At 53.0% G+C, this 13,686-nt stretch carries 13 protein-coding genes; 9 read left to right on the top strand and 4 right to left on the bottom strand.

What is annotated here, in order from left to right; all coding sequences use genetic code 11:
* Positions 1–14 precede the first annotated feature (14 nt).
* Entirely contained in the window at positions 15–974 is a 960-nt protein-coding gene (locus VH86_RS07020) for a DMT family transporter (RefSeq protein WP_045832376.1), read from the top strand.
* A gap of 902 nt (positions 975–1,876) precedes the next feature.
* Here VH86_RS07020 and VH86_RS07015 read toward each other — a convergent pair.
* Positions 1,877–2,272 carry a transposase gene (locus VH86_RS07015; protein WP_034826907.1) on the bottom strand — a complete coding sequence of 132 codons (396 nt, stop codon included), beginning with the start codon at positions 2,270–2,272 and terminating at the stop codon, positions 1,877–1,879.
* A gap of 527 nt (positions 2,273–2,799) precedes the next feature.
* On the opposite strand from VH86_RS07015, the gene VH86_RS07010 reads away from it, so the two are divergent.
* Entirely contained in the window at positions 2,800–4,056 is a 1,257-nt protein-coding gene (locus VH86_RS07010) for a polysaccharide biosynthesis C-terminal domain-containing protein (protein WP_045832375.1), read from the top strand.
* A gap of 8 nt (positions 4,057–4,064) precedes the next feature.
* Positions 4,065–5,015 (top strand): ATP-grasp fold amidoligase family protein, encoded by a 951-nt coding sequence (locus tag VH86_RS07005; protein WP_045832374.1) that lies wholly within the window; start codon positions 4,065–4,067, stop codon positions 5,013–5,015.
* 55 nt (positions 5,016–5,070) lie between these two features.
* Here the strand turns inward: VH86_RS07005 and VH86_RS07000 are convergent, their stop codons facing one another.
* Together VH86_RS07000 and soxS are read right to left on the bottom strand one after the other, a co-directional pair.
* Positions 5,071–5,352 (bottom strand): YjcB family protein, encoded by a 282-nt coding sequence (locus VH86_RS07000; protein WP_045832373.1) that lies wholly within the window; start codon positions 5,350–5,352, stop codon positions 5,071–5,073.
* Positions 5,353–5,603: 251 nt separating this feature from the next.
* Positions 5,604–6,032: a superoxide response transcriptional regulator SoxS gene (soxS, locus tag VH86_RS06995; protein WP_034826899.1), complete on the bottom strand. Its 429-nt coding sequence runs from the start codon at positions 6,030–6,032 to the stop codon at positions 5,604–5,606.
* 97 nt (positions 6,033–6,129) lie between these two features.
* On the opposite strand from soxS, the gene soxR reads away from it, so the two are divergent.
* From soxR to VH86_RS06970, 4 genes are all read left to right on the top strand, one after another.
* On the top strand, positions 6,130–6,606 hold the full coding sequence (gene soxR / locus VH86_RS06990) for a redox-sensitive transcriptional activator SoxR (RefSeq protein ID WP_034826898.1): 477 nt from the start codon (positions 6,130–6,132) through the stop codon (positions 6,604–6,606).
* A gap of 44 nt (positions 6,607–6,650) precedes the next feature.
* Positions 6,651–7,313, top strand: a complete 663-nt coding sequence (locus tag VH86_RS06985) for a glutathione S-transferase family protein (protein ID WP_045832372.1) — start codon at positions 6,651–6,653, stop codon at positions 7,311–7,313.
* Between the two features lie 683 nt (positions 7,314–7,996).
* Positions 7,997–9,346 (top strand): NCS2 family permease, encoded by a 1,350-nt coding sequence (locus VH86_RS06975; RefSeq protein ID WP_038643608.1) that lies wholly within the window; start codon positions 7,997–7,999, stop codon positions 9,344–9,346.
* Between the two features lie 139 nt (positions 9,347–9,485).
* On the top strand, positions 9,486–11,135 hold the full coding sequence (locus VH86_RS06970) for a Na+/H+ antiporter (RefSeq protein ID WP_038643606.1): 1,650 nt from the start codon (positions 9,486–9,488) through the stop codon (positions 11,133–11,135).
* A gap of 362 nt (positions 11,136–11,497) precedes the next feature.
* Here the strand turns inward: VH86_RS06970 and VH86_RS06965 are convergent, their stop codons facing one another.
* Positions 11,498–12,400 (bottom strand): LysR family transcriptional regulator, encoded by a 903-nt coding sequence (locus VH86_RS06965; RefSeq protein ID WP_045832370.1) that lies wholly within the window; start codon positions 12,398–12,400, stop codon positions 11,498–11,500.
* 104 nt (positions 12,401–12,504) lie between these two features.
* On the opposite strand from VH86_RS06965, the gene VH86_RS06960 reads away from it, so the two are divergent.
* On the top strand, positions 12,505–12,930 hold the full coding sequence (locus VH86_RS06960; RefSeq protein WP_034826883.1) for a CidA/LrgA family protein: 426 nt from the start codon (positions 12,505–12,507) through the stop codon (positions 12,928–12,930).
* A complete protein-coding gene (locus VH86_RS06955) occupies positions 12,923–13,618 on the top strand; it encodes an LrgB family protein (protein ID WP_045832369.1) in 696 nt (231 codons plus the stop codon). Before VH86_RS06960 ends, VH86_RS06955 begins: the two co-directional genes overlap by 8 nt.
* The last annotated feature ends 68 nt before the right edge of the window (positions 13,619–13,686 follow it).

The raw sequence follows: 13,686 nt of genomic DNA, 5'->3' as shown, positions 1-13,686 counted from the left end.
TAAAGGAAAAGAGAATGTTTGCAGGAATCGTGTTTGCACTGGCCGCAGGATTGATGTGGGGGCTCATTTTTGTGGGGCCGCTGCTGATACCTGACTATCCGGGTACCTTACAATCGGCCGGACGTTACGTGGCTTTTGGGCTGGTGGTATTACCGCTGGCATGGCTGGATCGCCGCCGTCTGAAACAGCTGGCACGTAAAGATTGGCTGGAAGCGCTGAAATTGTCGCTGGTCGGTAATCTGCTCTATTACGCCTGCCTTGCCAGTGCTATCCAGCGCACCGGTGCGCCGATCTCGACCATGATCATTGGCACCTTGCCGGTGGTTATCACCGTAACGGCCAACCTCTGCTACGGCCATCTTGAAGGGCGACTTTCCTGGCGTAAACTCTTTCCGGCGCTACTGATTATTGCAGCTGGGCTGGGCTGCGTGAATGCTGCGGAGATGCAGATGCAGATGCAGGGGCCGGATTTTGACTGGTCGCGCTACCTGACAGGGCTATTACTGGCGATTTTAGCGGTCGCCTGCTGGACCTGGTATCCGCTGCGTAATGGCATTTGGCTGCGCGCGCATCCACAGCATAAAGCCGGTAGCTGGGCGACGGCACAAGGGTTGGTGACCTTACCGCTGGCGTTGGTGTTCTATTTATTAGTCTGCGGTCAGCTTTACTGGCAGCAGCCTGAGTTCGCTCTGCCATTTGGCCCGCAGCCCACGCGTTTTCTCCTCATCATGCTGGCGATTGGGCTGATATGTTCATGGTTAGGCACGCTATGCTGGAATGCGGCTAGCCAGCGTGTGCCAACGGTCATCATGGGGCCGCTGATTGTGTTCGAAACGCTGGCTGGTCTGCTGTGGACCTTCCTCTGGCGACAGAGCTGGCCGCCACTGCTCACTGGCATCGGGATTGGCTGTCTCATCGTCGGCGTGATCTACGCCATGCGTATTAAACCGCAGCCGCAAGTCAGCGCGCTTTAACATGAATTTCTGGCTGCTGAGGAGAAGGGCTCAGCAGCCCTTTCTTCAGTGTTTTTAGGAATTTGCCGCCTCTCTCTTGCGCTCCTCTTCGCCTTTTTTATCTTCAGACACCACCGCGATATAACTTTCCCTCGCTTATCCTTGCCTGTTTTTACCCCACTTTGTCATAACCCATGTTGCATTCAGGGGGGACTCCGGTCACTCAAGCGGATGGTTGAGGGGTGAAAATCCGCGGGGAAGGGTAAAAAAACCGGCGCCGGGAGGGTTAAAAAGGTGTTCTATCTGCATTTTTATTGCGATTTGGCACTGAAAATCACCGCTTCAAGCCACGATTTTCTCAAGATGCTGCTCCGGTGTTGAGAAACATCCGCTGAATTTGCATGAAAAAATGATTAAACACAGCGATGAATTACCGGGCGATATTTCCCATAAGTCGCCATTTTTTACTGTTATTGTTTAGGCGTGATAACGTTTCTAATCCGGAACAATCCTGGTGCGATTATCAGCGCATCACTCTGGCAAAATAGTGAGCTGTGATCATCACCTGAAGTGACAGGTCCAAAAAAAATAAGAGTTTCTGTGAGGGTGATTACATGTCGTTGTTCATGATTGCTTAACAGATTTATCTGTATTCAGTTCTGATCATTAATATCAATTAAGTAATAAAACGAAGCGCCAATCTCACCGTAATGAGATTGGGCTGCGTATGAAAGGCTTGAATAGCGAGACTTTTGCTGATGTGAATCAATTTTACCGCAAAAAAGGAAGCAAATCCGCGATGATATTCATCAGGAAAAAATGGTGCGAATTGTTATGTTACGAACGCCGAATTAAATGATCTTCATCTCTTCTGGTAAGAACAAATCTCAGCATTAAGTCAAATAACAACGGTCTTAATGGTGTCAGCGATTATCGGAGCCTGAAGGATAGTGGTAAACACTACGGCTAATATCCAGCAAGCGGCAGCTACGACGCGTTCCAATGTCGAAGGTGGTTTGCAGGAAGTTAACAGCTTGCCGCTTCTCATTTGTAGTGAAGAAGTTTTTCAGCACGCTTTGCAGCATCTCTTTGTCGGAACTCAGTGACTGCAGTTCACGGGTAAGGTTTTGTAGTTTATCCTCCAAATCTTTGATTTTTCTACCTTCTTCTGAAGAAAGCCCAGAAAATTTTTTCTTCCAGCTATAGAAGGTGGCCTCGGAAATGCCAAGCTCTTCACAAATCTCCCTGACTTTCACTCCCGTTTCAGAAGCTTTAATGGCATTTGTGATTTGCTCTTCGCTATATCGTGACTTTCTCATAAATGCTCTTACCTTTCTTATCAATTAATGGATGAGAATTACTGTATTAATATCTGGTACTGCAAAAAGAGTATTAATGCAGTATTAAAGTGCGCGATTAGAATTGCGAGGTCTAAATTAAGTTATTTGGAATAAATATCATCATGGGATAAATCTTATTTTATTCTGAATGCCATTGAACACCTTCCTGGCTTTGGGTTTTTGATATAGATTCATTTCATCCCAAATGCAGAAAAATACTACAATCATTGGAAATACGGCATAACCTGTTTATGAAAATCACAGGGTGTGCCAGTAAACCTTTGCTTCGAATTTAGGCTGAAATCGTTTACATCCGCAGAGTTTCGCACCAGATTTAATCGGAATTTTCCTGAATTCATTCAAAGAATCCTGATGGAAGTCTCATTTTTCGGACCAGTTTGGTTTGAAGTTATTAATTTCAGTCAGGCCCACTGAGCGCTTGTTAATTCATTTCAAGGACGTTTTAGCGAAAGGCAGTTGCTGTAAGTAATACTAAGGATCAGTCGATGAAATTGAGCGTAATGTCTAATGCCGCCTGGATGATGTCTGAGAAGATCGTCTCGGTGTTCGGCGTCATATTTGTGACCTCCTACGTGGCTAAGTCATTTGGCCCGACCATCTTCGGTCAGATGGCGTTTTCAACCTCGTTGTTTTCGATGGTGCAGACCGTAGCGATTTTCGGTACCGAAACCATCCTGTTCAAACGCATCAGCAAGAGTGCGCCGAAAGGCCTGCGGCTGATGGCGGTGGCGCGCACCTTGCGGTTGGTCTTATTGCTGCTGACCTCCATCCCGGTGTTGATTTGGGTGTGGTACAACATGCAGGAAAATTTCCTCGCATTTGCCCTGGCCTCATTTATCTCCTCCGTATTTGTGACGCAGGATACGTTTAGCGTCTATAACAACGCGCGTCTGGCTTCCCGGCTTAACACGGTGGCTAACTCAGTGGGTCTGCTATTGGGCTTTACCCTGAGTTTCACCATTGCCTGGCTGCACCTCAATCCCTTGTGGCTGACGCTGTCGATTGTGCTGGTCACGCTGGTGCCATACGTCATTAAACGGTCTAACTTTTACCGCGAAAATCAGGACATGTCGCCACCGCAGGAGAAGCGCAATACCTACCTGCGTTATCTGCTGTACGCCGGTCTACCGTTGGCCATTTCCAGCATCTTCATTTCCGTGCAGGTTAAGGCCGCTCAGATGTTTCTGGCGGGTATTGCCTCCGCTCGCGATCTCGGCCTGTTTGCTGCCGCCAATACCATTTCGGCGTCCTGGATATTCATTCCGGTTGCCATCATCACTTCCTGCTTCTCGGAGATCTTCCGGGAGCGCGGAGCAGCCGCCATCAAGCTCACTGCGCGGCTGAACGGCTATGTCATGGGTGTTTCATTGTTGTTGTTAGCGGTGATCGCGCTGTATGGCGAGCAAATCATCATCGCTTTGTATGGTCACGAGTACACACAGTCAGGGAGTCTCATTACGTTACTGTCGTTAGCAACCTGCTTTTCGGCAATGGGGACCGTAGCGTATCGCTACATGGTGAAAGAGGGCGGATTTAACTATCTGCTGAAGAAGATTATCTGCCTGATGGTGATCAGTCTGCCGCTGTCGTGGTGGCTGATCCAGGGCTACGGCATCATGGGTGCCGCCTGGAGCGTCTTCATCTCTGAACTTCTGTCCCTCACCGTAATGAATTACTTCTTCAATAACGGCGTCATTCAGAAGATTCAAGTTTCCTCACTCAACTACAAAACCTACAAATGAGGTCCGATATGCTCAAGTTGAAAGATGAACTCAGAAGAAGTGTCCAGTACTTCATCAAGAAGATGCCCTGGGCTTACCAGGACCGCATCTATTACTTTCATAAATTCCGCAAACTGCCCAATTTGCGTCAACCGAAAGTGTTTAATGAGAAGGTGCTGTACCGGAAATTCGTTTTTGGCGATTACCAAATCTATGGCCGCCTGTCGGATAAATATTCGGTGCGCGAATACATCGCCGAGAAAGTGGGCAGCGAATACCTGATCCCACTGGTGTATGAGACCAGCGACCCGCACTCGCTGCATACGTTGCCGAGCTGGAAGAACACGGTGATTAAGCCCAATCACGGCTCCAATATGGTGGAAATCCTGCTGGAAGAGCCGGATGCGCTGAAGAAGCAGAAAATTATCAGTGACTGCCATCGCTGGTTGAAGACCGACTTTGCCAATGAAGCGCGTGAGATTCACTATCGCTACATCAAGCCGCGTATTCTGGTGGAGCAGTACATTGGTGATGGCAAAACCGCGCCGATTGATTACAAGTTTCACATGTTCAACAAGCGTGACGGCAGCTTTGAATATGTGCTGCAGGTGATTTACAACCGATGTAACCCGTTACTGTCGATGAATTTTTATGTGAACAACCTCAATGAGGCGTACCACAAAATTCGCGATACCGGGCTGGATGTGAATCCACAAATGGCGCAGTTACAGCACGCATTAGCGCTGAGTAAAACCCTGGCGAGCGATTTTGATTATGTGCGTGTGGACTGGTACATCGATGGTGATCGGATTTACTTTGGCGAGCTGACGTTTACGCCAGGTGCCGGGTTGGTGACCGGGTTGGACCGTGGATTAAACCAGATGATGGGTGATATGTGGATTCAAGACCGCCGCGGTACGCAGATACCGGGTGTGACGGTGCCGGAAGTCGTTATTCCAGCCGTATTGAAGAAAATTTGAGTATCACACAGCAAAATAAAAAACCCCGCTTAGCGGGGTTTTTTATTGGCTGCGATTAAGGCATCGGCCAATCAGTAGGCGTCTGGCTCATCACTTCAACGAAGGCGTTTTTGGAGATTTCCATGAAGTTGTGCAGATTTTCCATGCTCAGGGTAATGCCGAGCAGGCCGGTGACAAACCAGCATGACATGCCTACACCAATACCGCCGCACATCAGTGCCATCACGTGGTGACTGTTCTGACGCAGTTTAATTTTCATGGTGCTGGCAAAGAACATCATGATGGCGCTGAGCAGCTCCCAACGCATGACGATTAAACTAGTGGTTAACGTAGCCATCTCCAAAAACCTCTTCAAATCAGTAATATCCCTGACATTAATTGGACATCACTGGCGGCAAGAAGGAGGGTCAGGGAGGCCCTTCTGGCCGTCTTACGCGGGGGTAAATCTGTGACTTGGGTCACATTATATCACTCGATTTGAAAGTTTGAACAAAATTTATACCTGGTATGGTAGAAAGATTTTTATCGAAGCGGGGGAGATGGCAGAGGCAAAGCGGGAAGGTGCGCCCGCGAAGGGCGCGCAGAATGTCACTGAACCGGGCAGCACTCGCCGGTTGTGCGCTGGGCAAAGCTGTTCATGTTTTCACTGCAATCGAAACTCAGCAGACGCGGACGCTGAATCATCGCCTGACGGCGCATGGTGTGACGATAGGCGGTCGGCGTCTGGGAAAACTGACGGCGGAACACGCGCGAAAAAGTTTGCTGTGAATCGTAACCGTATTGCATCGCGATATCGAACACTGGACGCTGGGTCTGGCGTAACGCTTCAGCGGCCAGAGTCAGGCGGCGCTCACGAATATAGCCACCCAGCGTTTGTTTCGTCACGGTACGGAACATACGCTGCAGGTGCCATTTTGAGTAGCCGGATTTTGCTGCCACTTCATCGATCGACAGGGCCTTATCCAGATTTTCATCGATCCAGTGTGTCAGTGAATGAATGATTTCCTGTTGCATCATAGCCTCATCCTTCTGAAAGGTTTATCGGGTGTGAAATTCGAAGTTTTGATGGGGTGCGAGTATAATTCCTCAAGTTAACTTGAGGTAAAGGCCCTAAATGAAAAAAGAACGCAATTACCCAAAACCGGTGTTAACCCCGGGTGAAGTGGCGAAACGTAGCGGCGTGGCCGTTTCCGCGCTGCACTTTTATGAAACCAAAGGTTTAATTTTCAGTTCGCGCAATGGCGGCAATCAACGGCGTTACAGCCGCGATGTGCTGCGCCGGGTGGCGATTATCAAGATTGCGCAGCGCATCGGCATTCCGCTGGCGACTGTCAGCGACAGTTTGATGCACGTGCCGGCCAACAAGCGTATGTCGACGCAGGAGTGGGATGCGCTGACGCAGCACTGGCGTGAGGAGCTGGATAAGCGTATCGAGACCCTGACGCGCCTGCGCAACGATTTGGATGGGTGTATTGGCTGTGGCTGCTTATCGATGCGTGATTGTCCACTGCGCAATCCCGGTGACCGTCTGGCACAGCAAGGTTCGGGGGCGGTGTTACTCGATCCTGAGCAAGACGAGCACAAAGGTTAATCCGCTATACTTGCCGGGAGACTTTGACCGGCAAGGAAAACCGCATGATTACCGTTCACCATCTGGAAAATTCCCGTTCGCATCGCGTGTTGTGGCTGCTGGAAGAGCTGTCGGTGCCGTATCAAATTAAGCGTTATCAGCGCGAGGACACGCTGCTGGCGCCAGAGTCATTAAAGAAAATCCATCCGCTAGGGAAGTCGCCGGTGATTACCGATGGCAATCGCGTGATCGCCGAGTCAGGGGCGATTTTGGAATATCTGCTGCAAAAATATGATAGCGAGCACCTGTTTGCTATCACGGATGAGGATGAGCAGATTCAGGCACGTTACTGGCTGCATTACGCGGAAGGGTCGCTGATGCCGCTGCTGGTGATGAAGCTGGTGTTTGGGCAACTGGGGAAAAAGCCGGTGCCATGGATTTTACGTCCGGCAGGCATGGCGTTGAGCAAAGGGATTCAGAAGGCCTGGCTGAATAAGCAACTGAAGCTGCACGGTGGCGTGATTGAGCAGCATCTTAGTCAGCATCGTTATTTCGCCGGTTCGCGGTTTAGCCTCGCCGATGTTCAGATGAGTTTCCCGCTGCTGGCGATGCAGATGCGGGGATCGTTGCAAGAGATGCCCGCCACCGCGCGCTGGCTGGAAGCGATGCAGCAGCGTGCTGCATGGCAACGTGCGATTGAGCAGGGCGGGGCGATAACGTTCAGCTAATTGGTTAGTTGTTGTGGGCTGTGTGCTGTGGATTGGGTGTTGTTGGTTAGTTGCTGTGGGTTGGGTGCCATGCCCAACAAAGGCCCGCCCGATCGCAAAGGAATAACGCATCCATGCAGATCGGCCGCGCCGTCCATGGCGCGGACGCTTTGCTCTTCGGGCGGGCCTTTGCTGGTCCTCAAGTTGGTCATCGCTTCACAGGGCGGCCACTTCTTACCCCTTGTGCAGCTGGATAGAGACAATTATGCGATAAATGGCACAGGCCACGATTTTCCATCCATTCATCGCGCGGACGCTTTGCTGCGCTTCAACTTGGTCATTGCTTCAAGTCGCAGCAATCTCATACGTTTGGTGCCGTTGGTGAGGAAAAATTTGGCGATAAATAGAAAAAATCGAGATTTTCCAGCCAGTTCCACTCTCTTAAATTTCGCCTAAAGCAGTGTAACCACATTGTTAATCCGCATCAGTCTGCGCTTTATCCTGCCTGATAATCGATTAGTAGTTGAAAACCCCATAACAAACGCCAGATAATCGTTTGCCTTTTCCCGTGTCCCCTTTTACGACCTGGAATACGCGGCTACGTAAACGTTTGCCTCTTTTCTCACTGAGATACCTTCACCAGGATGATGCGCAAACGCGGGCCGTGGGGCTCATTACATCTTAAAAAACGCAGAGGATTTACTATGTCTGGCGATTCACGCCCGGCCAGTGGAAAACTGGACGCCTGGTTCAACATCTCGGCACGCGGCAGCAGCGTGCGTCAGGAAATTTTGGCGGGGCTAACCACCTTTTTAGCCATGGTTTACTCCGTCATTGTCGTACCGGGTATGCTGGGTAAAGCCGGCTTCTCGCCGACTGCCGTGTTTGTAGCGACCTGCCTGGTCGCCAGCTTTGGTTCGATCATCATGGGATTGTGGGCCAACCTGCCCATGGCGATCGGCTGTGCGATTTCCCTGACCGCCTTCACCGCGTTTAGCCTGGTGCTGGGCCAGCACATTAGCGTCCCGGTTGCCCTTGGCGCGGTATTCCTGATGGGCTTGCTGTTCACGTTGATTTCGGTCACCGGGATTCGCGCCTGGATTTTGCGTAACCTGCCGATGGGCGTGGCGCACGGCACGGGAGTCGGTATTGGCCTGTTCCTGCTGCTGATTGCGGCCGATGGCATTGGCCTGGTTGTGAAGAACCCGGCGCCGGGCTTGCCGGTGGCACTCGGCCACTTCACCTCGTTCCCGGTGATTATGGCGCTGATCGGGCTGGCGGCCATCTTTGGTCTGGAAAAACGTCGTGTGCCAGGCGGGATTTTGCTGACCATCGTAGCGATTTCAGTGGTGGGTCTGATCTTTGATCCGGCTGTGACCTATCAGGGGCTGTTTGCCATGCCAAGTTTGAAGGATGCGAACGGTCAGTCGGCTATGTTTAGCCTGGATATCATGGGCGCGTTGCAGCCAGTGGTTTTACCAAGCGTTCTGGCGCTGGTGATGACCGCGGTATTTGATGCCACCGGCACCATCCGTGCCGTGGCGGGGCAGGCGAATCTACTGGATAAAGACGGTCAGATCATTAACGGCGGTCGCGCGTTGACCACCGACTCCGTCAGCAGCCTGTTCGCCGGTTTGGTCGGCGCTTCGCCTGCGGCGGTGTATATCGAATCGGCTGCTGGCACAGCCGCAGGCGGTAAAACCGGACTGACGGCGATTGTCGTCGGTCTGTTGTTCCTGTTAATTCTGTTTATGTCTCCGCTGGCCTATCTGGTACCGGCCTACGCGACGGCACCAGCGTTGATGTACGTTGGCCTGCTGATGCTGAGCAACGTGGCGAAGATTGACTTCAATGACTTTGTCGATGCGATGTCGGGTTTGGTCACTGCCGTGTTCATCGTCCTGACTTGCAACATCGTGACCGGCATCATGCTCGGCTTTGGTTCGTTGGTGATCGGTCGGGTGTTTGCGGGTGAGTGGCGCAAACTGAATGTCGGGACCGTAGTGATTGCGATTGCGCTGGTGACTTTCTACGCCGGTGGCTGGGCTATTTAACTTTTATAACCACTGATTTCCAGATAAGTCTCTTTCTGGTCCACGCCGCACGCAGGGTTGCCCCTTCGTGCGGCGTTTTGTTTTACACTTTCCTTCGCAACAACATCGCTTGAATAAATACGATTCGCCTAAGGAAAGCATGGAAATCTTCTTTACCATTCTCATTATGACGCTGGTGGTGTCACTCTCCGGCGTGGCGGCGCGCATATTGCCGTTCCAAATTCCCCTGCCGTTGGTGCAGATTGCCGCTGGTGCATTGCTGGCTGTGCCGAGCTTTGGCTTGCATGTCGATTTTGACCCCGAGCTGTTCCTCGTGCTGTTCATTCCGCCGCTGCTGTTTGCCGATGGCTGGAAAACGCCGATTAACGAATTCCTGCACCACGGACGCGAGATCATGGGCCTGGCGCTGGTGCTGGTACTGATTACCGTGGTCGGAATTGGTTATCTGATTTACTGGCTGGTGCCGGGTATTCCACTGATCCCTGCCTTCGCGCTCGCTGCGGTGCTGTCACCTACCGATGCCGTGGCGCTCTCCGGTATCGTCGGGGAAGGGCGTATCCCGAAAAAGATCATGTCGATTGTGCAGGGTGAAGCCCTGATGAACGACGCATCTGGCCTGGTTTCATTGAAGTTTGCGGTCGCGGTGGCGATGGGCACCATGGTGTTTACCTGGGGTGGTGCCAGCGTGGAGTTCCTCAAAGTGGCGGTCGGCGGTCTGGTTGCCGGCGTGGCAGTATGCTGGCTGTATGGTCGCTCGTTGCGTCTGCTGAGCCGCTGGAGCGGTGACGATCCGGCGACGCAAACCGTGCTGCTGCTGCTGCTGCCTTTCGCCTCTTATCTGATTGCTGAGCATCTGGGCGTGTCAGGTATCCTCGCGGCAGTTGCGGCGGGTATGACCATCACGCGCTCTGGCATTATCCGTCAGGCGCCGCTGGCGATGCGTTTACGTGCGAATAGCGTGTGGCAGATGCTGGAGTTCGTCTTTAACGGCATGGTGTTCCTGATGCTGGGCCTGCAGCTGCCGGACATTCTGGAAACCTCCGTCGCGCAGGCCAATGCCGATCCTAACGTTGAGCTGTGGATGTTGTTCACCGATGTTGCGCTGGTGTATGTCGCCTTGATGATTGTGCGCTTTGGCTGGCTGTGGATGATGCAACGTGCCAGCCTGCGCTTTCTGAAAAAGAAACCGCTGGAGTTCTCCAACTACTCTTTCCGTGAGTTGCTCATCGCTTCCTTTGCCGGTGTGCGCGGTGCAATTACGCTGGCCGGTGTGCTGTCGATTCCGCTGTTCCTCAGCAATGGCGAACCGTTCCCTGCGCGTTATGAACTGGTATTTATCGCCACCGGCGTGATTCTGTTCTCGCTGTTTGTCGGGGTGATTCTGTTGCCGATACTGCTGCGCGGTATGGAAAGCCATGACAAGTCCGGGCACCGGCGGGAAGTGCAGCATGCGCGTGCGGCGATGGCCAATGTGGCGATCGAGAGCTTGCACAAGATGGAGCAGCGACTGGAGAACGATACCGAAGAGAATATCGATCCTGAGCTGTTAAAAGAGGTGAGCTTACGCGTGATCGGCAATCTGCGCCGTCGCGTGGTGGGTAAAGACGAGGTTGATCAGGCGTTGTTTGCCGAAAACCTTGAGCGTCGCTTCCGCCTGACTGCGCTGCGTGCTGAACGTGCCGAGGTTTACCATCTGCGTGCTACTCAAGAGATTTCGAATGAGACAATGCAGAAACTGCTGCGCGATCTCGATTTGCTGGAAGCGTTGCTGATCGAGAAAGAGGAATAACGCAGGCGGCGTGCGGGCCTGAGCACCGTTGCTGCTGCCGGGCCTTCCTCGCGCCGCTGACGCGTTGCCTTCGGCTTCCACGTCGTGCCGAAGGACTGTTCGGGTAAGGCCGCCTTGGCCAACCCGAACTGCCAGTCGCCTCCCTGCGCCAGGCTCCTGGCCCAACGTAAAAGCCTCAGCGCTGCGGATAGCCCTTGCAGCAGCAGAGGCGCCCTGGCCTCTACTATCCTGCACTTTTTAACAACACGCACTGAAGCTTCAGAGCAGCCAGCCCCTGAACGACACCAGACTGCGTTATCATCCGTCAGCTTTGCTGACAATCATTGCGCCTCTATGGGGAATTTTAATGTGCTCCGGGATTGCTACACCGACAACCGTGGCGGCGCGTCAGGCCAATGTTGGCGGCAGCACTCGATCCACGCCTGCGCACTGCGCGACAGATAGCTGCCTTCACGCCAGATCAAGCCCAGGCTCCACTGCAACTCCGATTCCAGAGGCAGCCACAGCAGCGATTGCTTATCCAGCCGCTGGCAAATCGGCTCGGGTAAAATTGCCAGTCCCATTTCGGCTTGTACCATTGCTGCCAGGAAATCCCACTGCGCGCTGCGCACCGCAATCTCCGGCGTCAGCCCCTGACGCTGAAATGCTTTCATCAACTGACGATTAAGCGAGAACTCTTCATTCAGGATCAGCAGTGGATGAGCCGCCAGTTCCTTGAGACCCAGGCTGCTGCGATTGAGCCACTGCGCGCTGCGCGGCAGCAGCACGCACAAAGGATGACGCATCAGTTCCAGCGTTTTAAGCGGCAAATCGGCATCAACAGGCAGCGCGGTGAGCGCAATATCCAGTCCGCCGTTCAGCACGGCCTGCTGCACGGTTAAGCCGCCGGATTCGACAATCTTCAATTGTACACCCGGATAGCGGCGGCGAAACGCGGAGATCGAACCGGCGATCTGCATCCCGACCATCGGCGGGATGCCCAGCCGCAGTTCACCGGTTTTCAATTCATTGATATCGCCAATCTGCGCTTCCAGTTGATGAAACTCCTGCAGAATCGCCAGCCCGCGCTGATACACCGCCTGACCGCTGTCGGTGAGATGCAGCTTGCGTCCCTCACGCAGCAGCAGCGTGCAGCCGAGTTCTTCCTCTAACTGGCGCAGCATTTTGCTGATGGTAGGCTGCGTGACAAACAGCTTCTCAGCGGCACGGGTGAAACTTTGCTGGCGTACCACCTCGGTGAAATAGCGTAGGGCGCGGACGTCCATAAAGTATTCCTTTTTGGCATAGTTTGAATAATTTTAATTCATTTCTTTCACAGTTTGGCGCGGATTTATACTAAGCCCAACGTTTAATTCTGGGGAGAAAGAAAATGGCGCTTGCATTGAGTCCGCGCAGAACGGACATCCTGCAACGTGTTTTTGTGCCATTGCAGTTGGTGCTGTATATCGGCCTGTTTATGGCCAGCGACAAACTGGTGAGCTGGCTGCATTTGCCGCTGCCCGCCAATGTGGTGGGAATGGTGCTGCTGTTGTTATTGATCATGACGCGCGTGGTGCCGCTGCGTTGGGTGAAAGCCGGGGCCAACTGGCTGCTGGCAGAAATGCTGCTGTTCTTTATTCCTGCGGTGGTGGCGGTGGTCAATTATAGCGATTTGCTGCGCAGTGAAGGCTGGCGTATCTGTGTGGTGATTGCGGTCAGTACTTTGTTAGTGCTGGCGGCGACCTCGCTGGTGGTGGATCGTCTGTACCGCTTCGAACTGGCGCGTGCGGCGCGTAAGCAGGCACATCATGGCTGATTTCATCATTAGTCTGCTGTGTCTGGCTCTCACGCTGCTGGTCTATTACGTCAATAAACGCCTTTATCGTCGCAAACAAACACTGTTGCTGATGCCACTGGTGATGACGCCGGTAGTGCTGGTGGCGCTGCTATTACTGACGCACGTTAGTTGGCAGGATTACATCGCCGAGAGCCACTGGCTGATCTGGCTGCTGGGCCCGGCAACGCTGGCGTTTGCCGTGCCCGTGTATGAGAACCTGGAGATTATTAAGCGTCACTGGCTGTCGTTGAGTGTCGGCGTGTTAACTGCCACGCTGGTGGCGGTGTGCAGTTCGGTATGGCTGGCGCGACTGCTGATGCTGCCGGAAACCATCCAGCGCAGCCTCGCAGTGCGTTCGATTACCACGCCGTTTGCCCTCGCAGCCGCGCTGCCGATTGGCGGTCAGCCGGATTTGGTGGCGCTGTTTGTGGTGATCACCGGGGTGTTTGGCATGGCGGTGGGCGATGTGCTGTTTCTGCGGATTGCCATCAAGCAGGGCGTGGCAAAAGGCGCGGGTTTTGGTGCTGCGTCACACGGTGCGGGCACGGCTCGCGCTTATCAATTAGGTCAGCAAGAGGGCGTGGTATCGAGCCTGGTGATGATGCTGTCAGGCGTGGTCACGGTGATACTGGCTCCATTGCTGAGTCACTTGCTGTGGGCGGCCTGATGGTCGCTTTTTGCGCACTGTCATCGATTTTTACGTAAAGGTTTCCAAATAAAGTTGTCTCCTGCTGC

Origin of the sequence: Pantoea sp. BL1 (assembly GCF_000963985.1) — a bacterium.
In the GTDB taxonomy this organism is placed as follows: domain Bacteria; phylum Pseudomonadota; class Gammaproteobacteria; order Enterobacterales; family Enterobacteriaceae; genus Pantoea; species Pantoea rwandensis_B.
The sequence above is the reverse complement of the archived record's forward strand: the minus strand, read 5'-3'. Positions and strand labels throughout refer to the sequence as shown.